Origin of the sequence: Psychroserpens burtonensis DSM 12212, from assembly GCF_000425305.1 — a bacterium.
GTDB classification, from domain to species: Bacteria; Bacteroidota; Bacteroidia; order Flavobacteriales; family Flavobacteriaceae; genus Psychroserpens; species Psychroserpens burtonensis.
The window spans coordinates 84,028-108,776 of sequence record NZ_AUDE01000010.1; the positions used below are offsets into that span (position 1 = coordinate 84,028).

General features: G+C 33.1%; 23 protein-coding genes. 10 read left to right on the forward strand and 13 right to left on the reverse strand.

What is annotated here, in order from left to right:
• Window positions 1–9 precede the first annotated feature (9 nt).
• Entirely contained in the window at window positions 10–993 is a 984-nt protein-coding gene (locus H593_RS0104070; RefSeq protein ID WP_028871262.1) for a transporter, read from the reverse strand.
• Window positions 994–1,095: 102 nt separating this feature from the next.
• Here H593_RS0104070 and H593_RS0104075 point away from each other — a divergent pair, with 102 nt between their 5' ends.
• The 4 genes from H593_RS0104075 to H593_RS0104090 all read left to right on the forward strand — a co-directional run bounded on the left by H593_RS0104075 (window position 1,096) and on the right by H593_RS0104090 (window position 6,830).
• Window positions 1,096–1,380 (forward strand): DUF4834 family protein, encoded by a 285-nt coding sequence (locus H593_RS0104075; RefSeq protein ID WP_028871263.1) that lies wholly within the window; start codon window positions 1,096–1,098, stop codon window positions 1,378–1,380.
• Window positions 1,381–1,493: 113 nt separating this feature from the next.
• Window positions 1,494–3,929, forward strand: a complete 2,436-nt coding sequence (locus H593_RS0104080; protein ID WP_028871264.1) for a YfhO family protein — start codon at window positions 1,494–1,496, stop codon at window positions 3,927–3,929.
• Window positions 3,930–4,005: 76 nt separating this feature from the next.
• Window positions 4,006–5,298, forward strand: a complete 1,293-nt coding sequence (locus H593_RS0104085) for a glycosyltransferase family 4 protein (RefSeq protein WP_037051464.1) — start codon at window positions 4,006–4,008, stop codon at window positions 5,296–5,298.
• Between the two features lie 71 nt (window positions 5,299–5,369).
• Entirely contained in the window at window positions 5,370–6,830 is a 1,461-nt protein-coding gene (locus tag H593_RS0104090) for an oligosaccharide flippase family protein (RefSeq protein ID WP_028871266.1), read from the forward strand.
• Between the two features lie 299 nt (window positions 6,831–7,129).
• On the opposite strand, the gene H593_RS0104095 is transcribed toward H593_RS0104090, so the two are convergent.
• Together H593_RS0104095 and H593_RS0104100 are read right to left on the reverse strand one after the other, a co-directional pair.
• Entirely contained in the window at window positions 7,130–8,254 is a 1,125-nt protein-coding gene (locus H593_RS0104095; RefSeq protein ID WP_028871267.1) for a hypothetical protein, read from the reverse strand.
• 836 nt (window positions 8,255–9,090) lie between these two features.
• A complete protein-coding gene (locus tag H593_RS0104100) occupies window positions 9,091–9,789 on the reverse strand; it encodes a hypothetical protein (protein ID WP_028871268.1) in 699 nt (232 codons plus the stop codon).
• A 269-nt stretch (window positions 9,790–10,058) separates the two neighbouring features.
• Here H593_RS0104100 and H593_RS0104105 point away from each other — a divergent pair, with 269 nt between their 5' ends.
• On the forward strand, window positions 10,059–11,156 hold the full coding sequence (locus H593_RS0104105; RefSeq protein WP_028871269.1) for a DUF3667 domain-containing protein: 1,098 nt from the start codon (window positions 10,059–10,061) through the stop codon (window positions 11,154–11,156).
• Window positions 11,157–11,265: 109 nt separating this feature from the next.
• Here H593_RS0104105 and uvrA read toward each other — a convergent pair whose 3' ends face one another.
• Complete coding sequence (gene uvrA, locus H593_RS0104110) at window positions 11,266–14,049, reverse strand: excinuclease ABC subunit UvrA (RefSeq protein WP_028871270.1); 2,784 nt, start codon at window positions 14,047–14,049, stop codon at window positions 11,266–11,268.
• A 229-nt stretch (window positions 14,050–14,278) separates the two neighbouring features.
• On the opposite strand from uvrA, the gene H593_RS0104115 reads away from it, so the two are divergent.
• Together H593_RS0104115 and H593_RS20970 are read left to right on the forward strand one after the other, a co-directional pair.
• The gene (locus H593_RS0104115; protein ID WP_028871271.1) at window positions 14,279–14,863 is read left to right on the forward strand and encodes an RNA polymerase sigma factor; all 585 of its coding nucleotides are present in this window, start codon (window positions 14,279–14,281) and stop codon (window positions 14,861–14,863) included.
• 57 nt (window positions 14,864–14,920) lie between these two features.
• Window positions 14,921–15,064 carry a hypothetical protein gene (locus H593_RS20970; RefSeq protein WP_169338346.1) on the forward strand — a complete coding sequence of 48 codons (144 nt, stop codon included), beginning with the start codon at window positions 14,921–14,923 and terminating at the stop codon, window positions 15,062–15,064.
• A gap of 124 nt (window positions 15,065–15,188) precedes the next feature.
• On the opposite strand, the gene H593_RS0104120 is transcribed toward H593_RS20970, so the two are convergent.
• A complete protein-coding gene (locus H593_RS0104120; RefSeq protein WP_028871272.1) occupies window positions 15,189–15,848 on the reverse strand; it encodes an endonuclease III domain-containing protein in 660 nt (219 codons plus the stop codon).
• Between the two features lie 35 nt (window positions 15,849–15,883).
• Here H593_RS0104120 and bcp point away from each other — a divergent pair, with 35 nt between their 5' ends.
• Window positions 15,884–16,339 carry a thioredoxin-dependent thiol peroxidase gene (gene bcp, locus H593_RS0104125; RefSeq protein ID WP_028871273.1) on the forward strand — a complete coding sequence of 152 codons (456 nt, stop codon included), beginning with the start codon at window positions 15,884–15,886 and terminating at the stop codon, window positions 16,337–16,339.
• A gap of 126 nt (window positions 16,340–16,465) precedes the next feature.
• On the opposite strand, the gene H593_RS0104130 is transcribed toward bcp, so the two are convergent.
• The gene (locus H593_RS0104130) at window positions 16,466–17,917 is read right to left on the reverse strand and encodes a hypothetical protein (RefSeq protein WP_028871274.1); all 1,452 of its coding nucleotides are present in this window, start codon (window positions 17,915–17,917) and stop codon (window positions 16,466–16,468) included.
• A gap of 95 nt (window positions 17,918–18,012) precedes the next feature.
• Here H593_RS0104130 and H593_RS0104135 point away from each other — a divergent pair, with 95 nt between their 5' ends.
• Both H593_RS0104135 and H593_RS0104140 read left to right on the forward strand, forming a co-directional pair.
• Window positions 18,013–18,774, forward strand: coding sequence for an MBL fold metallo-hydrolase (locus H593_RS0104135; RefSeq protein ID WP_028871275.1), 762 nt, complete (start codon window positions 18,013–18,015; stop codon window positions 18,772–18,774).
• A gap of 95 nt (window positions 18,775–18,869) precedes the next feature.
• Complete coding sequence (locus H593_RS0104140; RefSeq protein ID WP_028871276.1) at window positions 18,870–19,373, forward strand: hypothetical protein; 504 nt, start codon at window positions 18,870–18,872, stop codon at window positions 19,371–19,373.
• 21 nt (window positions 19,374–19,394) lie between these two features.
• Here H593_RS0104140 and H593_RS21395 read toward each other — a convergent pair whose 3' ends face one another.
• The 7 genes from H593_RS21395 to H593_RS0104170 form a co-directional block, all read right to left on the reverse strand.
• A complete protein-coding gene (locus H593_RS21395; protein WP_281168553.1) occupies window positions 19,395–19,529 on the reverse strand; it encodes a hypothetical protein in 135 nt (44 codons plus the stop codon).
• Between the two features lie 81 nt (window positions 19,530–19,610).
• Window positions 19,611–19,934: a GNAT family N-acetyltransferase gene (locus H593_RS21200; RefSeq protein WP_245585009.1), complete on the reverse strand. Its 324-nt coding sequence runs from the start codon at window positions 19,932–19,934 to the stop codon at window positions 19,611–19,613.
• On the reverse strand, window positions 19,935–20,480 hold the full coding sequence (locus H593_RS0104150; RefSeq protein ID WP_211224950.1) for a hypothetical protein: 546 nt from the start codon (window positions 20,478–20,480) through the stop codon (window positions 19,935–19,937).
• 4 nt (window positions 20,481–20,484) lie between these two features.
• Window positions 20,485–21,132 carry an alpha/beta hydrolase gene (locus tag H593_RS0104155; protein WP_028871278.1) on the reverse strand — a complete coding sequence of 216 codons (648 nt, stop codon included), beginning with the start codon at window positions 21,130–21,132 and terminating at the stop codon, window positions 20,485–20,487.
• A 3-nt stretch (window positions 21,133–21,135) separates the two neighbouring features.
• Complete coding sequence (locus tag H593_RS0104160) at window positions 21,136–21,468, reverse strand: membrane protein (protein WP_028871279.1); 333 nt, start codon at window positions 21,466–21,468, stop codon at window positions 21,136–21,138.
• A gap of 5 nt (window positions 21,469–21,473) precedes the next feature.
• Entirely contained in the window at window positions 21,474–22,727 is a 1,254-nt protein-coding gene (locus H593_RS0104165; protein ID WP_028871280.1) for a dihydroorotase, read from the reverse strand.
• Window positions 22,724–24,649: a BatA domain-containing protein gene (locus H593_RS0104170; protein WP_028871281.1), complete on the reverse strand. Its 1,926-nt coding sequence runs from the start codon at window positions 24,647–24,649 to the stop codon at window positions 22,724–22,726. Before H593_RS0104170 ends, H593_RS0104165 begins: the two co-directional genes overlap by 4 nt.
• Window positions 24,650–24,749: the final 100 nt, after the last annotated feature.

Genomic DNA, 24,749 nt, shown 5'->3' on the forward strand with positions numbered 1-24,749 from the left:
AGTGTAGGCTTAAAGACTTCCGTCATCGTCAAAATCATCTGTTCTTTTCTTTTTTCCCTTTTTCTTTTTAGGTTTTCGTTTGTCTGCAGCCTCTCGAGAGTTTTCGTTAGCTGTTTCTTTATCAACATGGAAATCGAAACGATAAGACATTCCGAAGTTCAATCCAAAAACTGAAGGTGTATCTTTAGTGTTAAAGGTAACAGCCGTATCCAATTGAAAATCTTTGCTCCATAAATAACCACCTCCAAAACGGAATAAGTTATCTGCATAAAAATCGCTTTGAATCCCTTGAGTTTCTGCAAAAACGACCCATTGCGGACTGAAAGAATGTGTAAGCGTTATTATGTATTGAAAGTCTGAATAATCAGTACCAATTCTATCTTTAAGAAAGTTAGTCACTAAAACCCATCCACCAGGAAAATTATTTTGTGTAGCGACCATTATTTTTGGACTAAAGCCTTCAACTCCTGGTCCTGTATAAGGATTATTTTTTGTATCAAAATTTGCACCTGCGTAAACTGCTACGGCAGGAATTAGAGATTTCCATTTAAATGTTCTATTAGCATGATAACTATACAAGTTTGGCTTTTCCTCTTCTTCAGAATTTTTATAAGGATCATAAACCAAATATTTTGCTCCTAATGTAAATTGCTTAAAGTTTGAACGTTTATCTTCTGAAGAAATAACAGAACGATTATCTGTAAATGTATCATTTTGATATGTCCCTTCAATATTTATTTCTAATTGCTCAAAAAGGAGCCCATAGCGTGCTGTGAAATCTGCGCCAAAACCTGAAACCTCATATTTTAGAGGTGTATGCTTTTCATTAATTATATAAGGTCCAACCTCTAATTGTGCAACATTTGTTCCGACGGAAAAAGCGCTTTTAGAAACACCTGGTCGGTTAGAATTAATCACTTCAGTATATTGGGCAAACAGGCACTGAGCACAGAGAAAAGTTGTGAAAAAGAGTGCTTTTTTAATGAGTTTCATAGGTTGTCGATTAAATTCAAATATAGAGATTTTATATAATTTTTAAGTATTTATAACAGTAATTATATAGAGATAATTGTATTTTTGAAGAAATTTAAATTAATGTTACAACAAGCATCATTATATGGTTTTGTGAGAACCATTCTTATTATAGTTTTGGTGTATTATGCTATTAAAATTTCGACGCGTCTTTTCGCGCCCTATTTGATGCGTTATATGTCAAAAAAAATGCAACAAAAGTTTGAAGGCCAATTTGGACAACAACATCAACAGAGACCAGAACCAAAGCAGAAGGAAGGTGAAACGGTTATTGATAAGATTCCTAATAGAGACTCATCATCAAATAATAAAGTAGGTGAGTATATCGATTATGAAGATGTTGATTAATGCCATTCTCACATCACCTTAATTTGATATGATGATTATTCTTTATGCGCGTATTTAAAGTTATTTTAAAAAAAATAACTACTTTTCAAAATCATTCAAATTAATAGCGTTTCATGCAATCTTCATTTAAAAAATTTCTACCCCATTTATTAGTTTTAGTTGGTTTTGTAGTCATTTCGTTGGCTTATTTTAGCCCTGTTTTACAAGGAAAAAAAATATACCAGAGTGACATCATGCATTACATCGGTATGGCTGAGCAACAAAAAGAATTCAAAGCCACTACAGGAGAAGAGACCTATTGGACTAATAGCGCTTTTGGCGGAATGCCGACCTACCAATTGGGCGCGCGATATCCTCATAATTACATCAAGAAATTAGATTCTGTTTTACGATTTTTACCACGTCCAGCAGATTATCTTTTTATATATTTCATTGGGTTTTATATCTTATTACTCTGTCTAAAAGTAGATTATAAACTCGCAGCTTTAGGTGCTTTGGCATTTGGTTTTTCAACCTATCTCATCATTATTTTAGGTGTTGGACACAATAGTAAAGCGCATGCCATTGCCTATATGCCATTAGTTCTCGCAGGAATAGTACTCACTTTTAGGCAAAAGTATATTGCAGGTTTTCTATTGACAGCAGTCGCATTAGGTTTAGAAATTGGTGCCAACCATTTCCAAATGACCTATTATTTAATGTTGTTGGTGCTCGTTTTAGGTATTGCTTATTTAGTGGATGCGTTTAGAAAAAAAATGTTACCACACTTTTTTAAGTCGGTTGGGTTAATGGTCATTGCTTTAATCATAGCTATAGGGCTTAATGCGACCAATATTCTAGCCACTCAAGAGTATGTCAAAGAAAGTACGCGTGGACAAAGTGAACTGACTATAAATCCAGACGGTTCTCCAAAAGAAGTGACTTCTGGTTTGAGTAAAGCATACATTACAGAGTATAGCTATGGGCTCGCAGAAACCTTTAATCTCTATATCCCAAGATTTTTAGGAGGAGGAAGTGGAGAAGATGTTGGTAAGGATTCAGCCATTTATAAGTTTTTTAAAAATATTGGAGCAACTCCTGTACAAGCTTTACAAGAATCTCAAAACTCACCTACATATTGGGGAGAACAAACCATCGTTGAAGCGCCAGCTTATATTGGAGCAGTCATTATATTCTTATTTGTTTTTGCTCTATTTTTGGTAAGAGGTCGCCTAAAATGGTGGCTCGTTGGAGGCAGTATTCTATCCTTAATTTTATCTTATGGAGATAGCGCTCCATTTGGTTTTATAACCGACTTCTTTATTGATTATGTACCATTATATAATAAATTTAGAGCTGTAAGCTCCATCCAAGTTATTGTAGAATTATGTGTTCCCGTCTTAGCGATTTTTGGATTAGTAAAGTTATTTAATGATTTTGATAAAGAGGAACATAAACTTAAAGCGCTTAAGATTTCTTTAGCAATAGCAGGAGGTTTAGCATTGATATTCTTATTATTTAAATCTACATTTTTTGAATTCTCAGGAGTTAATGATGGTTACTATAGACAAGCTTATGGAGAATACGGTCAAGGTTATATTGATGCTCTAAGAGAAGATAGAAAAGCATTCTTTACAGAAGATACGCTTCGTACATTGATATTAGTTTTATTGTCTGCAGGTACGATATTCTTATTTATAAAGAAGAAAATTTCTGAAACTTTAGTCGTTGGGGTTTTCGCTATTCTAATTTTGTTTGATTTAGTAGGCGTTGATAGACGATACGTTAATACAGATAATTTTGTGTCTGCTTATAAAGTAGATAAACCGTATCAAGCTAATGCTGCAGATAAAGAAATCATGGAAGACAAAGGCTATTTTAGAGTCCTTGATATTTCTACAGAAGGTAGTAGAGCACCAGCCCGAGCAGCCTATTTTCATAATTCATTAAGTGGCTATCACGCAGCAAAATTAAAACGCTTTGATGAATTGTATGATTTTCATATTTCTAAAAATAATATGAACGTCCTTAACATGCTCAACACCAAATATTTTATTGCAGAGGAGCAAGGAGCAGTATTCCCTTATGTCAACGAAGATGCTAACGGTAATGCGTGGTTTGTCAGTGAGCTAGAAAAATTAGATTCTGCGAATGCCGAAATTAGAGCATTGGATAGTCTACAAACTTTAATTAAAGCGGTAACTACTGTTCCAGAATTAGCATCAGAACGCTTCACTGTAGATTCTACTGCGGTAATTACTTTGACAGCACATCAACCCAATAAGCTAACGTATAAGTCATCAAATTCAAATGATGGTTTCGCTATTTTTTCTGAAATGTTCTACGGAAATGGTTGGATAGCTACAGTAGGAGAAAAGGAAGTACCAATCCAACGTGTGAATTACGCACTAAGAGGATTACAAATTCCTGCAGGAGATCATGACATTATATTTAAATTTGAACCTAAAGTGGTGCAAACCGGAAGCATGATTGCTCTTGGGAGTTCTGTTATGTTTGGATTGTTGTTGATTGGTGGGATTTGGTTTGGGTTTAGGAAGAGAGAACATTAGTTGTCATCCCTGCGAATGTAGGAATCCATAATTAATGTAAAACGAATAGATTCCTGCTTTCGCAGGAATGATAAAAATGAGTAAAACAAAAGTTCTTATCATCACATACTATTGGCCACCAGCAGGAGGTCCGGGAGTTCAGCGATGGTTAAAGTTTGTGAAATACTTACCTGAGTTTGGGATTGAACCCATTGTGTATTGTCCAGAAAACCCAAGTTATCCTATTGTTGATGAGAGTTTGTTACTTGAAGTTTCTTCAGGTGTAAAAATCATAAAGCAGCCTATAAGTGAGCCTTATCGTTTTGCAAATCTATTATCTAAAAAGGATTCCAAACAGATTAGTTCTGGTGTTATTCCGAAGAAAAAAAAGCAAAGCGTCGTACAACGGTTGTTGTTGTATGTAAGAGGTAATTTCTTTATTCCAGATGCGCGTAAAAATTGGGTGAAACCTTCTTTAGAATTTCTTTCAGACTATATTAAAGAGAATAATATTGAAACTATAATTACTACGGGTCCGCCACATAGTCTACATCTTATTGGATTAAAATTAAAAGAGCAATTAGGCGTGAAGTGGCTTGCAGATTTTAGAGATCCTTGGACAACGATTGGCTACCATAAGGATCTGAAACTGTCGAAATCTTCCGCAGAAAAACATAAATCCCTAGAATCACGAGTATTACAATCTGCAAACCAAATTATAGTCACCAGTGAAAACACAAAAAAAGAATTTTTAGCTAAAACAAAACAGCCTATAACCGTTATCACTAACGGTTATGATGCTCATAAGATTGAGCGACCAAAAAAAGACGAAAAGTTCACCTTAGCGCATATAGGCTCCTTATTATCTGAAAGAAACCCAAAGCAATTATGGGATGCTTTGAGTGAACTTATTGTTGAGAATGAAGATTTCCGAAGTACATTTCAGTTGAAATTAATAGGTGTTGTGAGTGAAGATGTTTTGAAAACATTAAAAGACTTTAAACTCGATACTTACATTCATAATATGGGTTACGTTACTCACCAGGAAGCCATAAAAGCGCAAATGGAGTCGCGTGTGTTATTAATGGTTGAAATAGATTCTGCAGATACTAAAGTTATTATTCCAGGTAAATTATATGAATATATGGCATCAGGAACTCCAATTATAGCTGTAGGTCCAAAATATTCTGATGTAGAAACTATACTAAAGTCTACAAATACGGGACACTATTTTTATTACACCGACAAGAAAGATATGAAGTCACAAATTTTATCGTATTTTGAAGCTTATAAAGCTAATACTTTGGCTGTAAATGCGATTGGATTAGAACAGTATAGTAGAAAGTCGCTTAGCAAAAAACTTTCAGAAGTATTAAAAGAGGAGTCTTAAAATCGCACTAATGACATTGAAATTTGTAGTTTTTTGGAATTTAGAATTTAATTATTTGCAAGTTTAAGTTTATGGGAATTGTCATTCATCAATCCTTGCGAAACACAATTACAACCTATTTAGGTTTTGTTTTAGGCGCCATCAGTGCACTCTTTCTATATACTAATTTTATAAGTGTTGAATATTACGGACTCGTAGCTTACGTACTCTCTGCAGCCAATATTATGATGCCACTAATGGCTTTTGGAACTCATAATACAATTGTGAAATTTTACTCTACTTTTAAAACTAAAAACGCACTCAATAGTTTCTTAACTCTAATGCTTTTTTTACCAATCGTGCTTTCAATACCTTTGGCTTTTATTGGTTACGTAGCTTATGATACTATTGCAGATTTTCTAACTACAAAAAACGAAATTGTTAGAGGTTACCTTTGGTATATTTTTCTTACTGCGTTATCTATGGCTTATTTTGAGGTTTTCTATGCTTGGATGAAAGTACAGATGCAAACCGTTTTTGGTAATTTCATGAAAGAGGTGTTTCATCGTTTAGGAGCAATGATACTGTTGTTTGCAGTCTATTTTACATTTATAGATGTTGATCAATTTATGCTAGGCATTGTTGGTATTTATATACTACGAGCGCTAATTATGATGCTCTATTCATTTAGCAGAAGGCTTCCCGTATTTAGATTTAGTAAAATTGATAAGTTGAGTGCTATATTAAAATACTCGTCGCTTATTATCATAGCAGGTTCAATTGCCACTATCATCTTAGATCTCGATAAGTTTATGCTCAATAATTATATTGAAATTGAAAAAGTAGCGTATTATAGCGTTGCAGTTTTTATAGCCACAGTGATTGCCGTTCCACAGCGTGCAATGCATCAAATTTTATTACCGCTTACAGCTCAGTTTTTAAATGAAAAGAATAAGGAAGCTCTTAAAGATTTGTACCAACGAAGTTCATTAACCCTTTACGTAATTAGTGGTTTCATTTTCTTGCTAATCGTTTTAAATATCAATCAGCTGTATGTGATTATTCCTTCGGAATTTAGTGGTGGATTAATCGTTGTATTTCTTATAAGCATTGCTAAATTATACGACAATCTTTTAGGAAATAATAATGCGATATTGTTCAATAGTGACTATTATAGAATGGTATTGGTTTTTGGTGTTATTTTAGCAGTTTTGGCAATTATTCTTAATATGATATTAATCCCAATGTATGGAATTAATGGTGCTGGATTAGCGACCTTCATCGCTATTGTGATATACAATACGATTAAAGTCCTTTTTGTACAGCAAAAATTTAATATGCTTCCATTTACTTCGGAAACATTAAAAATTACAATACTCTTGATGTTTTTAGTGATCGGGTTCTACTTTTGGGAATTTCCGTTTAATGCCTATTTGAATATTTTCCTGAAGTCTCTTGCCATTGGAGTTGTCTACGTCATTATCATCTATAAACTTAACGTTTCCGGAGATATTTCTGCAGTCATAAGAAAATACTTGAGGTTGAAAAGATAAATACACCATCGATTTGTTTCGAGATGAAAGCTCCAATGGTGGAAATAAAGTGAATTAAAATCTCTTAGTACATAAATCAAAGGGCTGTGAGTTTCTGCCAGAACTACGAGAATCTCAGTGTAACAACTTTATAAATAAAAAGAGGTCTGCTTCTATTTTGTTAAGCTAAGCGACCAGACGATAATTAATCTAAAAAGATACATACTTACTTTTTTTGGTATTCATGAGAAAGTCCCATAAGGTGCTTTGAGGCGTACTCTTATGGGACAATCTACTAACCAACCAAAATTTTAATACTGTTATGAACGTGATCTTGTTCTATTTGTTCTCGAACTTGTTCCTTTAGAAGATGTTCTTGAACTTGATTTTTTTACTTGTGACTGACTTTGACTTCTGTCGTTATTAGATATACGAGTAGTTTTTGCTTTTGGTTTTCTTATACTCGTATTTTTATTATCCGTTCTAGGTGTCGCTTCAGTATTAGACACAGTTCTAGATGATTTAGTCACATTTCTAGTTCTAGGTGCTACACTCGTACCGTTACCTTTTTTTCCAGGAGTTCTAATGTTTCTTGGTGTCGATACATTTCCTTGATTTCTAGGTGTTGATGTTGTCGCTCTATTATCTCTAGCCGTTCTTGGAGTAGACGATAAATTTCTATCTCCTGTTCGCCTTGGTGTCGTTGTAGCTATTCTATCTCCACGTCTTGGAGAGGCCTCTTGTCTGTAACGGTTATTAACTGCTGAACCTCTACGACCAGTTGTAGCCAGGGTACCTCGTCTGTTATTTCTTCTAACATCTTGTCTGTAGTTATCTCTATAAGGCCTGTAATATTTGTGTCTAACAGGCGTGTAGAATTGTCTATAAGGTCTTGCATATACGATACAGAAATTTACTTGTGGTATTACATAATATGTATGCCATGGTCTAAAAACGTAAGCTCTATTATACATGTTAATAAAACCTGTATGATGAGAGAACATTCTATTTCTGTTGTAGTGCACATATAATCCTCCTAATCTATTGATACGTCCAAAAGAATTATAGTTAATATTAATATTACCAATTTGAGTCACACGACCAAAATAATCATAAAAAACTGCTGTATTTTCAATTTGGATAATTGCTCCAAAATCGTCATACTGTATGTATGGGTTATAATCATATCCAGAGTTAAAACTTATAGATGCACCTGGTGTATTGATTCCAATATTTACATCTGGACCATAATTCTGCATGAAGAAATCAAATTGTCCATCAGGAAAAACCGAAAATTCGACTCGACCTTCTACAAATATGAAAGAATTACCATAACCTCTAACATAGTTGTTTGATGTATTTGTTTCTAACGTGTTTGTGGTTGCTGCGTTTACCGTTGTTCCTACTAAGAGTAAAAGGGTAAAAAGGGATATTAATTTTTTCATAATTGTAAGGGTATTTTGATTACTGTATGTATAAAACAATTAGCGTGCCAAAAAACAATAACAACATTTAAGTGAATGAAGCTTAGTGTTTTATATTTAGATGTAAATTCACCTATATACCTCGTAGTCAAAATAATTAATTTGTTGAATTACAAAATAGACTCTTTCGTAAAGACGAAAACCTTACAAGTATCAATACTATAAAAGGATCATATTAAAATGCCTTTTTATTTTGATTCAGATCTAATGCGTCAAGAATACAATACATTTCAGCTAAAATATTTTGAGTATTACAATGTCATTCAATTAAGAGGTACTACTCCTAATTATTGACCCATCACTACCTATTTCTAAATCTGTAGACGATTCCTGGACAAATTGGTTAGACACGCGCGACTTCAATTAATAAATATAATCGATTCTTTTCGTGAAATAACAACTGTAACTTTAGTGGAACTACTTCGTTTGGCACCAAATTCAGAAGTTAAAGAACATAATGATCCAACCCTTGGCTTAGAAATAGAGAGATCTGTAATACAATTAACTATACCAATTATAAAATAAGAAGGAAACCAGATTTTATTTGACTACTACTGTAGATACGAAACCAGAGGAATGCAGGTATTTAAAATTAACGGACAAACATCATGTCGTAAACGATTTAATTAGAGCATTTTAATATCATAATTGATATGATACCTAATGATAAAACTGGAATGATTATTGACTAAGTAACTTGGTAATACATAGATTTAAATTAAAAATCCCGAAGGATTGGGGAAACGCTTCGAGATTTTATATAGGTTCAAAATTGTATGAATAACCAACCAAAAAAATTAATATTTAATTTTTTTGCTTTTTTGTTTCTTTTGCTTTTTTACTTCACCATTATTGCGATAATAATAATCATCGAAGTTTTCATTAAGACCTTCGTTATAATGAGACCCATTATTTTGGTTTCCACCATATCCTGATCCAACACCACAGTTAAGATTTGCATTATTATAGTTAACGATACCTGTTAAGTGTATGATTTCTCCCCAACGGTTGTAGTTTACTTTTAATCCGCCTACTTGACGAAGTAATCCATTACTACGTTGGTAGCTTATATATACAGATCCAGCGCGTTTAATTTGGCCTTCTCGATTATAGTTGATAAATACATTTCCAATTCTTCGAACTTTACCATTACTATCATGTGCAATGATGACTCCTCTTGGTCTTGGTGCGGAATAATGAACTCTGCTCACAGTTCCTGGAGCTCCATAAGTTGTGTTTATTGAACCTCTTCGAGTTCGTGATGTTCTGTAATACGTTTCTGAGATGTTGTTTTCGAGCTCTGTATTGAAATCAAAACTTCCATCAGGAAAAATCATAAATTCTACACCACGTTCTATGAACACAATAGGTTCTGTAAAACGATAGCGTACATTGTTTAAATCTTCCCCATTTCTAACAACATGTCCTGTTGTAGACGCTTGTGCAGATGTTAATCCTGTTAACAATGCTGCAATAAAAAGTAATTGCCTTTTCATAATTAAGGGTTTTTAGATGTGGTCTTTATTTCTAACTCGTTTAGAAACTCTTAGACGAATACTATTTGCTATGATTTAACCAATATACGTGCCAAATAACCCAAATAATTGATTGTTAGTAAGTTGTGATATTTTTAATGAACGATTTAACAAGCTGTATCAATTAATAATGACTGATATCTGACTCCAATGTTTTGTCTTCAGAAATCTCTCAAATAGAAAACCATCTATTTTTTTACTACTTTTATAGCAACAACCAACATACACTAATGGGAAACCAATCCACACAATGTCAAAATTGCCAGTCTAATCTTAAAGAAGAGTTCGGCTTTTGTCCAAATTGCGGACAAAAAGTAAACGAAGAACTCACTATAGGCGTATTATTTTACAATACGATTAGTAACTATTTTTCATTTGATGCTCGATTTTTCAAAAGTTTCATCCCATTAATGTTTAGACCAGGATATCTGGCAAGAAAGTTTTTAGAAGGGAAGCGTTTGCTCTATTTACATCCAGCACAAATGTATTTGTTTATTACAGTGGTTTTCTTTTTTATATTTTCATTTACAGTTCGTAATCAAGCAGAGACCCTTAATAAAGAATTAAGAGACACCTTTAATGAAAAGTCAGCTGTTGTTTTAAAAGATTCTTTTGGGCAACGAATAAGTGATTCCATGCATGACACTAAAGAGCTAAGAAAAGATTCCATAGCACGAGTTGAAATTAAAAAAGCTTTAGATAATAATAAATGGATTACAGGTATGGATGAAAAAGAAATCGATTCGCTCGTGACTCTTAAAAATTCTGATAAGAATATAACTACGCGTTTTGGTTTTAGTGAAAATAAAATTGATTCTTTAATTGAAGCGGGTGCCACAGATGAAGAGCTTTATATGGCTATGGGAAAGACCGATGATGATGGTTGGTTTATGAAAAAACTGTATACTCAAATTCTTAAATTCTATAAAGCGAGAGATGGCGGGAATATTTTAAAAGCATTTTATGACACTGTACCTATTGCACTTTTCTTTTTACTCCCAATTTTTGCATTTATTCTTAAAGTTCTGTATTATAATAAAGGGCGTTATGCTCATCATTTGGTGTTTAGTTTTTATTATTTTTCATTCTTATTCACCGTGTTTAGTATCATATTTGGAGTTAATAGTTTTTGGGATATACCAGATTGGATAGATTTGCTAATTGCATTTTCAACTTTTGTGTATTTATTTATTGCGCTAAAACACTTTTATGATCAAGGCTGGTTTTTAAGTTTTTTAAAAAGTAGTGTTGCTACATTTACGTTTATGCTTGTTGTAATACCAATAGCAATAATTATTATTGGCTTATTATCATTTATGATTTACTAGAAGGAGTGTGACTATTGTATATCTTTGAAAACCCTATCTTTTTAAATGGAGTAGAGGAGCTTTTATTTATAGTTTTTGAGGAGATAAATGATTAAAAAAATCGAAAATCTTATAATTTGTCTTTTAAGTAGGCACCAGTAATTGACCTTTTATCTTTAACAATAGCTTCTGGAGTTCCTTGAGCCATAAGTTGACCACCTCTTATTCCGCCTTCAGGACCTAAATCAATAATATAATCTGCACATTTTATTAAATCGAGATTATGTTCAATCACAATTATAGAATGGCCTTTTTCAATTAGTGCTTGAAAAGATTTTAGCAATTTTTTAATATCGTGAAAGTGAAGTCCCGTTGTGGGCTCATCAAAAATAAATAACGCATTATCACTTTTAGAACCTTTACCGAGGAAAGAAGCCAGTTTAATGCGTTGAGCTTCACCACCAGATAGGGTAGAAGAGCTCTGTCCTAAAGCGACATAACCTAGGCCAACATCTTGAAGTGGTTGTAGCTTATTCTTGATTTTTGTGACATTATGTGTATCAAAAAAGGCGATAGCATTATCAATAGTCATGGTCAGAATATCATCAATATTTTTACCTTCAAAGGCCACCTCAAGAACATCTTTTTTGAAACGCTTTCCATTACAGGTCTCACAAGTTAAGTGCACATCTGCCATAAATTGCATTTCAATGGTCACTTCGCCATCTCCTTTGCAAGTTTCACATCGTCCCCCATCAACATTAAAACTAAAATGTTTGGCTTGGTAGTTTCTAATAGCGCTTAATTTTTGTTTAGCAAATAAGGCTCTAATATCGTCATAGGCCTTAATATATGTTACAGGATTAGAACGGGATGAGCGACCAATTGGATTTTGATCTACGAATTCAATGTGTTTTATGTTTTTGAAATTTCCTTTAAGTTCTGTGAATTGCCCAGGTTTATCTCCAAAACCAGTTAGTTTTTTTTGAATTGCGGGAAATAGTATTTTCTTTACAAGTGTGCTTTTTCCACTCCCAGAAACACCTGTGATAACGGTTAACATTTCTAAAGGAAATGTGACATCTATATTTTGAAGGTTATTCTCTCTAGCACCGATAACGTCAATTTGATATTTGCTTGTTCTTCTTTTCTTCGGAAGTTCAATTTTCAATGTTTCATTTAAATATTGAGCTGTTAACGAGTTAGATTTTAAAATGTCTTTGAACGTTCCTGTGGCAACTACCTCTCCACCAAGAGTTCCTGCTTCTGGACCAATATCAATGATTTCATCTGCAGCTTTCATGATATCCTCGTCATGTTCTACTACGATAACTGTATTTCCTAAATCACGAAGTGCAATCAATACCTTTATTAATTTCTCTGTGTCTTTGGGATGTAAACCAATACTAGGCTCATCTAGAATATACATTGAGCCAACTAAGCTGCTTCCAAGGGATGTTGCGAGATTAATACGTTGGCTTTCACCACCAGAAAGCGTATTTGATTTTCTGTTGAGTGTCAAATAATCTAAACCAACATTACTCAAAAAGGCAAGCCTGTTACCGATTTCTGTTAATAAACGTTTGGCAATCGTTTTATCGTGATCATCAAGCTCTAATTGTTTGAAAAATAGGGCGAGTTCATCTAAAGGCATTTCTACTAAATCGGTAATAGTAACATTAGCAATCTTAACATAGTTGGCTTCATCACGTAAACGCTTGCCTTTACAAACGGTACATTTTGTTTTTCCGCGATAGCGAGATAACATGACACGATTTTGAATTTTATAGGCTTTTGATTCTAATTCTGCAAAAAACGAATGAAGACCTTCAAAGTATTGGTTACCTTCCCAAAGGAGTTGTTTTTGTTCTTTAGACAATTCGAAAATTGGTTTATGGATTGGGAAATCAAATTTATGAGAATTGTTTACCAATTGATCGCGATACCAGCCCATACTATCTCCTCTCCAAGGAAAAATGGCATTTTCATAAACAGATAATCCTGTATTTGGAATCACCAAGTCATCATCTATTCCAATTACATCGCCATAGCCTTCACATTTTGGACAAGCGCCATAAGGGTTATTAAAACTAAACAAATGCGGATTTGGTTCAAGAAAGATCATTCCATCCAGTTCAAATTTATTATTGAATTCTGTACGTTTATTATTAGAAAGCGATTCTATGATAGATTTTCCGTTGCCTTCAAAGAACGCCGTTTCAATAGCATCTGCTAATCTGTTATAAAAATCTTCTTCGTGTTTTACTACAATACGATCAACAACGAGAAAAATGTTTTCTTTCAAGTCTTTTTCTACGGCATCATCAATTCGTAATACCTCTTCTTTATATTGAACTCTGGCATATCCTTGTTGTTTTAGAACATTGAGTTTATCTTGCATCTTACGTCCTTCTTCTAAAATAATAGGAGAGAGTAGTAATAATTTTTCACGCTCATCAAATGATTTCACTAAATCTAGAACATCTTTTGTACGGTGTTTTTTGACTAAATCACCAGAAATCGGTGAGTAGGTTTTTCCAATCCTTGCGAATAACAATTTCAGGTAGTCATATATTTCGGTTGTTGTTCCTACCGTAGAACGTGGATTTGTACTATTTACTTTTTGTTCTATTGCAATTGCAGGAGCAATACCTTTAATAACATCCACCTTTGGTTTGTTGAGGCGTCCTAAAAATTGACGTGCATAACTAGATAAACTTTCAACGTAACGACGTTGACCCTCTGCATACAAGGTGTCAAAAGCTAAACTAGACTTTCCAGAACCAGATAAACCAGTGATGACCACTAATTTATTTCTTGGTATTACAACATCAATATTTTTTAGGTTGTGCAATTTCGCACCTTTTATGATGATATTTTCTTTTGGATTAAGGTCTAGAATATTAGTGCTCATAGGTGTTTTGGCGAATAAGAAAGTGCAAAGATAAGTCTTTTATAGGTGCCTAAAAAATGGATTATTGTTCAATACTATTTTAAAGTTTGGCCATTTTTGTTTGGAATTGCGAAATGATTATTGTTATATTTGAGCCTAAACAATTAAAACATAGCGCTTATACCATAAGATTACTTTAAAAAATTAACCCCAAGCTAAGATTAAATTCTTTGCCATTAAAGTAATTATTATGAGACACGAACTTATCACAGACGCTGTTTTAGTTAAGAACTACATGAATGGAGACGAAAGCGCTCTTTCTGTACTTATCCAAAGACACAAACAAAGAATTTACAGTTTTATTTATTCAAAGGTTTTTGACAGAGATATCACTGAAGATATTTTTCAGGATGCTTTTATCAAGGTTATTAAGAATTTGAAACTCGGAAAGTATAACGAAGAAGGTAAATTTTTACCTTGGGTGATGCGTATATCTCATAATTTGGTGATAGACCATTTCCGTAGAAATAATAGAATGCCAAAATTTGATAATTCTGGAGATTTTAATATTTTTTCTGTACTAGGTGATCCAACGTTAAATGCTGAAAAACAATTAATCAAGGACCAAGTAGAATGCGACTTAAGACGTCTTATTCAAGAACTGCCAGAAGACCAAAAGGAGGTTTTGGTAATGCGTATGTATAAGGATATGAGTTTCAAAGAAATTTCAGAACGCACAGGTGTGAGCATTAATACTGCATTGGGAAGAATGCGTTATGCACTCATTAATTTAAGGAAGGTCATTGATCAAAATAATATCATTTTAACAAATTGATATAATAAAGGAAGTTTTATTGCGTTAATAAGATTATAACAAACTAAAAAACGTAAAATGGCAAAACTTTACTCAGAATGTCCTAAAAAACAAAACAGTCTAAATCCAAAAGAAGAGACAGTAAGTTTTCTTTTGAATTACAGCAAAGCTTTAAGTGTTATACATTGCAATAATTTGAAGTTTGAAGCACTTCTAAATTAAATTTAAGAAAGTCCCGTTCTGTTAGTCTTCGGGACTTTTTTATTTCTTTATGATTGCTGAATTTTACATAATAGAACCATTAATCTCTATTTATACTAAAATTGGGTGCCCTTTTTACTTAAAATTATTTTTTCTTTTTAGCATAATATTCCTTCAAAACCGAAGCGCGACCAACCGTTTTTGTAATCACATCTTTGTCTAAATCCCAAGCTCTAGCAGGCGAGTATTCTCGTCCATACCAAATAATTTGGAGATGAAGATCATTCCAAACATCTTCTGGAAATAGTCGTTTTGCGTCCCTTTCTGTTTGCACTACGTTTTTCCCATTAGTAAGGTTCCAACGATACATTAATCTATGAATATGAGTATCTACAGGAAAAGTAGGAATTCCAAAGGATTGTGCTAAAACAACTGCAGCAGTTTTATGGCCAACAGCGGGCAACTCTTCTAAATCTTCATAAGTCTTCGGAACTTTACCATCATGCTTATCAATTAAAATATGTGACAAGCCATAAATACCTTTACTTTTCATTGGAGATAATCCTACGGGTTTTATAATTTCTCGAATCTCTTCAACAGATAATTTAATCATATCATAAGGATTATCTGCTTTTGCAAATAAAAGAGGTGTGATTTTATTAACGCGAACATCTGTGCTTTGTGCAGATAGCAACACCGCAATTAATAACGTATATGGATCTTTATGATCTAATGGTACAGGAATTGTCGGATACAGTTCTTTTAACGTATTAATAACAAATTCTACCTTTTCTTGCTTGGTCATAAGTCGTATTTTTACTAAAATCAAAGTTAACAATTATGACACAATTAAAAGCAGGAGATCAGGCTCCAAATTTTTCAGCACAAGATGAACAAGGAAACACAATTTCTTTAGGAGATTACAAAGGGAAAAAGTTGGTTGTTTTCTTTTACCCAAAGGCAAGTACTCCAGGTTGTACAGCAGAAGCATGTAATTTAAATGATAATTATGAACGCTTTCAGGCTCAAGGTTATGAGATTCTAGGAGTTAGTGCAGATAGTGCGAAGCGTCAATTTAATTTTAAAACTAAATACGGATTTCATTATCCATTGTTAGCAGATGAAGATAAGTCTGTTATTGAAGATTTTGGGGTTTGGGGGCCAAAGAAATTTATGGGAAAAGAATACGATGGCATCCATAGAACTACTTTTGTAATTGACGAAAAAGGTGTTATTGAAGATGTTATTTCTAAAGTGAAAACAAAAGAGCATACTGCACAGATTTTGACAGACTAGACCTTTTGGTCTTAAATCGGGACAATTATCTAGTTTTAATATTTCAGTATTGAAATAAATACAAAATTATATAAACGTAAAAAACCACATGAAAATCATGTGGTTTTTTTTTATCAAAATTTTAGATTACTTTCCTAAATAAACTTGTTCTGTTTCACAACCAAAAAGGCTTTTTTCTTTAATGAGATTCGATACACCTTCTGGTAACATGTTTTCCCATCCGTCATCACCTTTTGCAATCATCTTTAATACAGTTCTTGAGAATATAGACAATGTAGATTCATCATAATCTGTAATATCCACAACCTTACCATTATACTTAAAGAACTTGTAAAGTTCTTTCATTCGTGGATGTACTTTTAAATTTTCGCTATCTGTTAAAGAGCCATCTTCATTTTTCATTGGATATAAGTAGACTCTTAAATCTTTGTAAAATAATTTCCCAAAGGCTTCTAAAATACCACCACTTAAATGACGATAATATTTCTCATCAAAGATATCAACCAAATTATTAACTCCCATTGCTAGTCCCATACGAGCTCTAGTATATTGAGAGAAGTATTCAACAAGTTTATAATACTCTTGAAAGTTTGAAATCAACACTGTTTGTCCTAAAGAACATAACAATTTTGCACGATCCATAAAGTCTTGCTCGTCAATTTCTCCTTCTGCACGAAGATTAGATAATGTGATTTCAAAAATCACTTGAGTATTATCAATATCTACTTTATTTTCTTTGATGAACATTTCATAAGATTTCTTATACATGTCCATATTAACCTTGGTTACTGGTCTAAAACTACCACGTAACGCCAATAGATTCTTTTTGTAAAGCACTCTTGCGGGTAAAACGTTATTACCGTCTGGAGCAAACATGACAGCGTCTGTCATACCGTTTTTAACCAGCTGTAAACTCATTAAACGATTATCAATGTCTTCAAAAACAGGTCCAGTAAAATTGATGGTATCAATTTCTATTTGATCTTTATCTAAGTGATCATATAAATAGCGTAATAGTTTTTTAGGCTCATTATATTTATAAAATGCGCCATAAATTAAGTTAGTACCTAAAACACCTAAAGTTTCTTGTTGTAATCTAGCATCTGTTTCTTTAAATCTAAGATGCAAAACAATTTCGTTATACCCTTGATCTGGATCTACTTGATATTTGATTCCTACCCAACCATGTCCTTTATATTTCTTTGCAAAGTCAATAGTGGCAACTGTATTTGCATAGGCAAAAAACATTTTGTGTGGATGCGCTTCTCTTAAAATACGCTCTTCAACTAAATTAACCTCATGGTCTAACATTTTTCGAAGTCGAGCTTCTGTTACATAACGCTTGTCATCTTCAATACCATAAATAGCATCACTAAAGGCTTTATCATAAGCAGACATTGCTTTTGCAATAGTACCAGATCCACCTCCAGCCCTAAAAAACTGACGAACAGTTTCTTGCCCTGCGCCAATTTCTGCGAAGGTTCCGTAAATGTTTTCATTTAAATTGATGCGCAAACATTTCGTCCTCAACGACGGAATCTCATCAAAATCTTTATCTCCTTTTAAGGTTATTTCCATTTTTTACCCTGGGTTTTGTCAACCTTACAAAGGTATTAAAATAGAAGGTCAAACTAAAAAAATTAGTTTTATTTTTGTTATAAATAAAATTGATATTGAAAGTAACATTTTTGGGTACAGGGACATCACAGGGAATCCCAGTTATTGGTAGTGATCACCCTGTTTGTATGAGTACTAATCTAAAAGATAAACGATTGCGTGTGTCTGTTTTGATAGAGTGGGATGATTTCACCTATATAATTGATTGCGGTCCAGATTTTAGACAACAGATGCTCACAGCCAATTGTAGTAGGATTGATGGTATCGTTTTTACTCACGAACATGCAGATCATACTGCGGGATTGGATGATATTCGTCCGTTTTATTTTCGCCAAGGAGATATTCCGTTTTATGCGCATAAGCGCGTTCTAGGTGAGTTGGCCAAGCGTTTTGACTATATTTTTACTACAAAAGATAAATATCCTGGTGTGCCAAGCGTGATTCAGCATGAAATAAAAAACGAATCTTTTTCCCTCGGAAATTTGCAAGTCATGCCAATTAACGGCTACCATTATAAACTTCAGGTTTTCGGGTTTCGTTTCGGAGATTTCGCATATCTCACAGATATGAAAACTGTAGCAGACGAAGAAGTTGAAAAACTCAAAGGTGTAAAGGTTCTCGTTGTAAACGCATTGCGAGAAAAAGAGCATATGTCACATTTCAATTTAAAAGAAGCGCTTGATTTTATTGATAAAGTAAAGCCAGAGACTGCTTATTTAACTCATATTAGTCACTATTTAGGTTTTCACGATGTTGTGCAACAAACATTGCCAGAGAACGTTTATTTAGCCTATGATAACTTAAAAATAGAATTATAACACATGAATTGAGCATGTTAAAAGTATAATCTCTTAAGAAAATTATTAATAGCGAGCACCTTGCGGCCGCAAAAAAAAAACAATAACTTACACACATGAAGCAAAGACTTTTTATGTACCTATTTATATTCACGTTATTACTCGTGATTTTCCAATTTGTAAACGCAAAAAATATTATTGAGAGTTATGATCAGAAACTTACAAAATATATGGAGAAGAATTCACAACTAGAGGATTCTATTCGTTTTATGGAAGACAATAAAGCGACAGATTTGTATTCGTTTAAGTTTGATACCAATGATGATGCGATGACGTATTGGGAAAATGATGGATACCGTATCTCAGAATTTGTGCCTTTTATAAAAGATGAACTTATGAGTCTCAATATTTATGATGCAGAAAACCATCCTCTTGTGCCTTATGCTTCAATGACAGAAAACAAAATGCTTATTGATCAAATAAGGATGATTAATCACAAATGGATTGCCGCAAGTTTCACAGATGGAACATATTGGGGAGAAATGCTTCTAGGTTACGATATTGAGGATAAAAAGAATTTAAAGTTTAAGGTGATTGCGTCTATTTTGTATCAGCCGTAATAAAAACTGGATTTAATTATATTAAATTACTACTGTTTTTTTTAACCATTGATTTCTGGTAATACTAAACACCTTGAATTCATCGACTTGCTTTTCTAAAGTCATACCGTTTTTAATGGCAACAATTTCAGAACCAATATTGTCTACGTGCATCATTGAGATGAGATTATTTGAGAATTCATGTTCAAAATTAAAATCCCTACATTTTATAGCAGCTTCTTGAGCATAGCCTTTTTTTCAGAATTTTGGTAGGATAGAGTAACCAACCTCTAAGCGTTCTTCATCTTCTACAGTTTGGACAAGTAATCCTGCTTGTCCAATGAAATCACCAGTTTGTTTATCTATAAGGGCGTTCATGCCTCCAAGATTATTCTCATATCTATGAAATGCTTTTTTGAACCAATAATCACATTGTTCAGTTTGTGACATGCCATCAGGCATGCCTAGAAATTTAGCAACAGTATTTTCTTTAAATAGAGGAAACCATACGTCATAGTCCTCTTTAGTGACCAATCTAAATTCTAAACGTTTTGTTTTTTCGCCTGTGAGGAGGTAGTTCAATTATTTCATGATTTTAAAAGACTCAATAAAAGTATCTACTCTTTTATCTGGAATACCATGGTATGTAATTGTATAGACACGATTGCCTATTTTAAAAATTTCACCTAAAATCATTCCTTCGATTCCCTTAATTGCTGGATTTTCTTTTAGTTGAAGTACAAAATAAACACCTTTTAGGTCACCATTATTTACAGGTTCTTTAAAATCTAATTCAAAATTACTAGCCATCGCATAAGAATAATTAGTGACTGCTTGATCTAAAAATTGTTCGTTTGGCATTGCTTTGACCATTTCTCCAGGATAATCGAAATATTCTATTGAAAATATTTTATTGGGACCTAAGGTTGATCTATAAGCAAAAACTTCAAATTCATCTGCTCCAATTTTATTGTCTTGAATACTTAAATTTGGCTTGGTAGGGAATTTTGCATAGAATTCCCCCGTTTTAGATGCATAAGCACCAGAAGTTTTTTTATAGACATCACTATCGTCTTTACATGATAACATTACCAAGAAGAGGGTTACAATAAAAAGTTTAAGTTTCATACTATTATATTCTTGTTTCCAACCAACTTTTAAGTTCATAAAAGTTTTGTGGTGCAACACCGTGACCAACAGGGAATTCTGAATACGTATTTTTTATATGAAGCTTATCTAGGAATTCAGGTGCTTTTCTTGCCCAATCTGCAGGAATTACTTGATCTGCACTTCCGTGGGAACAGTAAAAGTCTAAATGGGAATAGTCATTGTTTTCTAAATTGTCTTCTAGCATATCTTCACTAATGTAGCCGCTTAAAGCGATGATATTCTTAATTTTTTTTGGATAGGTGAGTGCCACAGCATAACTTAAAATGGTACCTTGACTAAATCCTAAAAGGGTCACATTATTCTTGTTTACTGGATACTGTGCACAGGCCTCATCAATGAATTGTGCAATTTTATCTCTTGATTCCACAGCTTGTTCAACATCATTCCATTTGTTTTGTTGTGCATCAAAATTTATAGCATACCAAGCATTTCCATAAGGCTGTATTTGGTAAGGCGCTCTCACAGAAATAATAAATAATTCTTCTGGTAGTTCTTGAGCGAACGAAAATAAATCGTTCTCATCGCTTCCATAACCATGACACATAATGAGTAATGGTGCCTTTTCTTTTAGAGATGACGGTCTGGTAATGTGGTGTAATTCTAAACTCATAAATTAGTTTCCGATAGATGAAAATAGTTTTTGAAAGAATGGTCCTAAAATTGGAACTTCACTCATTTTTTTTCCAACAGCTCCAAGTATTCCGTAGATAAAAAGAACAATAAAGAAAATCCAAAATGATGTGGAAATCATCCAACTATCAAAAGCACCTATAAAATAGCCCAATAACATTTGAAGTAACCACAAACCTAAGGCTTGGCGAATATGAAAAGATACTAATGGGTTTTTCTGGTCACGATTCATATAAAATGCAATGAGCGTTCCGATAATAGTGATATAGGCAACAATAGCTAAACTATCATTGTCTTTTTCTAATTTATGTTGCATGTAACTTATTTTAAAATCAATTGATTATTAGAGATAATTCCGTGCACGATGCCTTTAAGTTCTTGATCTAAAAACATAGAGTTTTTTGATGTGGATATGATGTTTTCCGAAGAAAAACGATATGTTTCATTAGGATTAAATAATGCCAAGTTAGCCTCGTTTCCAACAGAAATAGGTGCGTTTTTAACTTTAAAACGTTCTTTTCCTTTTGTGAGTAATTCAATAGCCTTTTTTACTGTAAATATAGAATTTAAGGCTCCAAAGGCGCTTTCTAAACCAATAGTTCCATATGTCGCATAATCAAATTCTATCTTTTTATGTTCAATATCTAGTGGGTTATGATCACTTGTTACCATATCGATTGTACCATCTTTAAGAGCGTCGATTAGCGCATCGACATCATTTTGAGTTCTCAAAGGAGGCAATACTTTAAAGTTGGTTTCAAACGATGTCAAGTTGTCGTCAGTAAACATCAAATTATGAATGGCGACGCTACATGTCACATCCAATTTTTTGAGTTTTGCAGCTCTAATCAGTTCAACCGATTTTGCCGTAGATATGGTTGGTATGTGAAGTTTACCTTCTGTATATTCTAAAATAAATAAGTCTCTAGCGATTTGTAATTCTTCGGCTAAAGCAGGGTTTCCTTTTAAGCCCAAAGATGTACTCGTTACATTTTCATTCATGACGCCTAATCCTGTGATTTTTGATTCCTGCGGAAATGAGCACACTAAACCACCAAAATTGCTGGCATATTGTAATGCAACCTTCATTAAATTTGGATTTTCAATAGGCTTTTGATAGTCATAAAAGGCTACAGCTCCTGCAGAGGTCATATCATACATTTCTGCTAAATCGATCCCTGCACTATGTTTCGTTAAAGCACCAATTGGTAATAAATTGACTGCGTGATTAGCCGATTTAGATTTTAAAAATGAAATATCTGCATAACTATCAATTACAGGATTTGTATTTGAATTCACAGCAACAGAAGTAAATCCAGAGTATGCCGCAGTTTTGAGTCCGTTTTCTATTGTTTCGCGTTCTTCTAAACCAGGTTCTCCAAAACTTACAGAACTATCAAACCATCCTTGTGACACGTGTAGACCATCTAATTTGATTTCTTTGTAATTTTTAGGGTTTTGAATGCCTTTCGAAATTTCAGAAATCAAGCCCTTTTTAATCAGAATATCAACAGTTTGATTGTGAAAATCGCTTTTAGGATCAACTATAGTCGCAGATTTTACAAGTACGTTCATTTTAGAAATTTTAAGATGAGCATTTCAATAATTAAGAAAATCACTGCAAAAATAGCAAACCATTTCCATAGTTCGTTAACATTCGTAGCACTTTTAATATCACTTATCGCAGATGCTACTGTAGTATTCAAACTCATATTATTAATAGTTTGGATATCGAAATAGTTCAGATTACTCTCTTTGCGATCAAAATTAAAACTTAAGTTTTTAAGAAAAGCATCTTTATTTTTGACAGAAACGATACCAGCAATATCAGGATATGTGTTAGTAATCAGCTCTACCTTATTATCATAAGTTTGCTGTAGTGGTATCACAGAGTTCTCTCCATTAACTAAAGTTAGAATGTCATCTTGTTGCAACTGTGTGGCAATATCAATCGTATTTTCTTCTCCAATGGTATAGAATAAATCACCTGTTTTTAAACTCTGTTTTCCAATGTTATACAGTATAGGGACTATTAAAGGAGAGTTCTTGAAATTTGAATTTTCACTCTCTATTGCTGCCGAAAAACAATAAGCATTGCCGCTTTGAGCAAGAAAGGATGTGCCATCTTCAAAACTTAAAATGGATGAGACTGAGTTGGTAACATTTGAATAAAATTCATTTACTTTAGGATATTGGAAGTTAGAAACACGTTTATCAAAAACATTAGTTAATAAAGGATGCGAATAATTAATGCTTGTAATTTTCTTTTCTACGGAATTTAATCTATCAAAACTCGATAACCCATACCCATTAAAAAGCTGATTATAATTAGCTATCCTTATATCACCTGATGGAATCACTAAAAGTTTACCACCATTATCTGTAAAGGCCTTTAACGTAGTTCCAAGAGAATTTGGGATATCCTTCAGCTCATTTAAGATGATTAAATTTTGTTGATCTAAGGTGTTATAATTTAGTGCGTTAAAGTTTGAAGCGGTATATTGAAATTCATCACTTGTATAAATTTTTTGTAGAAATGTATCTTCAGCTTCATTTATAGCTAATACATTTATTTTTTCTCGTTGGTCAATATTAAAATATAAGGTATTATCATATTGAAGATTACTATCGTCAATTACGAGTTTTCCATTAAATATAGAATTAGTAGGTATTGTAAAACGTGTTGTCGCTTCGTTTGTAATATCAACTGCAGTTTTGGCAATGAGTTTATCATCGTTAAATAAAGACACAGGTAAAGTCTCGATGGCATTACCTTGATTCTTGATAATAACGGTAAGTTCTAAATTTTCAACAGTTGTTTTAGAAATGTAAACGCTGTCGATAGTAATATTGTTTTGGTTTGACGGTTGGAGCTGGACTAGTTTAATAGCAATCAAACTATCCTTTGTAGGTGTAACACTCTCGTTTTTTTGTTGAAAATCTGATATGAGTACTAAATTTTTAATTGAGCTATTATCACTAGAAAACAGGTTTTTTCCTTTCAAGATAGCTGCATCATAAGCCAATTGGTTGGGAGAGTGTTTTAATTGGATGAGATCATTCTTAATAGCTTTAATACTCGTTTTAGTAAAATTAGCATCATTGGTAAAAAGTGAAATTTGTTCATTTTCATCAATATTTTCAATTATATTTTGAATAGCAGTATTAAGTAAACTCCCATTAATACTTGGTGATTGCATACTAAACGAGTTGTCAAGGTAGATTACTGTTTCGCTTTTTGTATTAAAACGATCAGTGGTAGAAATGTAAGGTTGTGCAAAAGCGATAATGACACCTGCTAACAAGAGCATTCTTGTTATTAAGATGAGCCATTTTTTGATTTGTGAGCTTTTGCGAGTTTGTAGTGTGAGTTCTTTTAAAAATTTAACATTAGTAAAGGGAACACTCTTAAATTTTCTAAGCTGAAATAAGTGAACAATAATGGGGATGATGAGCAGGAGTAAAGCGTAAAGAAGTTCTGGATGTTTAAACTGCATTCCTATTTTTGGGATTGTTGTTGATAAAGTTCAAATATAGAAAATGATGCGGGATTTGTGGGTTTTGCTTTTGAGAAATTTAACACATACTTTTTTTAAC

Coding starts and splice junctions, on each gene's coding strand:
- H593_RS0104090 (WP_028871266.1), top strand. CDS start 5,370: ATGGGAATTGTCATTCATCAATCCTTGCGAAACACAATTACAACCTAT.
- H593_RS0104085 (WP_037051464.1), top strand. CDS start 4,006: ATGAGTAAAACAAAAGTTCTTATCATCACATACTATTGGCCACCAGCA.
- H593_RS21395 (WP_281168553.1), bottom strand. CDS start 19,529: ATGATGCACGTAGACAATATTGGTTCTGAAATTGTTGCCATTAAAAAC.
- H593_RS0104120 (WP_028871272.1), bottom strand. CDS start 15,848: ATGACCAAGCAAGAAAAGGTAGAATTTGTTATTAATACGTTAAAAGAA.
- H593_RS0104115 (WP_028871271.1), top strand. CDS start 14,279: ATGAGACACGAACTTATCACAGACGCTGTTTTAGTTAAGAACTACATG.
- H593_RS0104130 (WP_028871274.1), bottom strand. CDS start 17,917: ATGGAAATAACCTTAAAAGGAGATAAAGATTTTGATGAGATTCCGTCG.
- H593_RS0104140 (WP_028871276.1), top strand. CDS start 18,870: ATGAAGCAAAGACTTTTTATGTACCTATTTATATTCACGTTATTACTC.
- H593_RS0104070 (WP_028871262.1), bottom strand. CDS start 993: ATGAAACTCATTAAAAAAGCACTCTTTTTCACAACTTTTCTCTGTGCT.
- H593_RS0104160 (WP_028871279.1), bottom strand. CDS start 21,468: ATGCAACATAAATTAGAAAAAGACAATGATAGTTTAGCTATTGTTGCC.
- H593_RS0104100 (WP_028871268.1), bottom strand. CDS start 9,789: ATGAAAAGGCAATTACTTTTTATTGCAGCATTGTTAACAGGATTAACA.
- H593_RS0104170 (WP_028871281.1), bottom strand. CDS start 24,649: ATGCAGTTTAAACATCCAGAACTTCTTTACGCTTTACTCCTGCTCATC.
- H593_RS0104075 (WP_028871263.1), top strand. CDS start 1,096: ATGTTACAACAAGCATCATTATATGGTTTTGTGAGAACCATTCTTATT.
- H593_RS0104105 (WP_028871269.1), top strand. CDS start 10,059: ATGGGAAACCAATCCACACAATGTCAAAATTGCCAGTCTAATCTTAAA.
- H593_RS0104155 (WP_028871278.1), bottom strand. CDS start 21,132: ATGAGTTTAGAATTACACCACATTACCAGACCGTCATCTCTAAAAGAA.
- H593_RS0104150 (WP_211224950.1), bottom strand. CDS start 20,480: ATGAAACTTAAACTTTTTATTGTAACCCTCTTCTTGGTAATGTTATCA.
- bcp (WP_028871273.1), top strand. CDS start 15,884: ATGACACAATTAAAAGCAGGAGATCAGGCTCCAAATTTTTCAGCACAA.
- H593_RS20970 (WP_169338346.1), top strand. CDS start 14,921: ATGGCAAAACTTTACTCAGAATGTCCTAAAAAACAAAACAGTCTAAAT.
- uvrA (WP_028871270.1), bottom strand. CDS start 14,049: ATGAGCACTAATATTCTAGACCTTAATCCAAAAGAAAATATCATCATA.
- H593_RS0104095 (WP_028871267.1), bottom strand. CDS start 8,254: ATGAAAAAATTAATATCCCTTTTTACCCTTTTACTCTTAGTAGGAACA.
- H593_RS0104080 (WP_028871264.1), top strand. CDS start 1,494: ATGCAATCTTCATTTAAAAAATTTCTACCCCATTTATTAGTTTTAGTT.
- H593_RS0104165 (WP_028871280.1), bottom strand. CDS start 22,727: ATGAACGTACTTGTAAAATCTGCGACTATAGTTGATCCTAAAAGCGAT.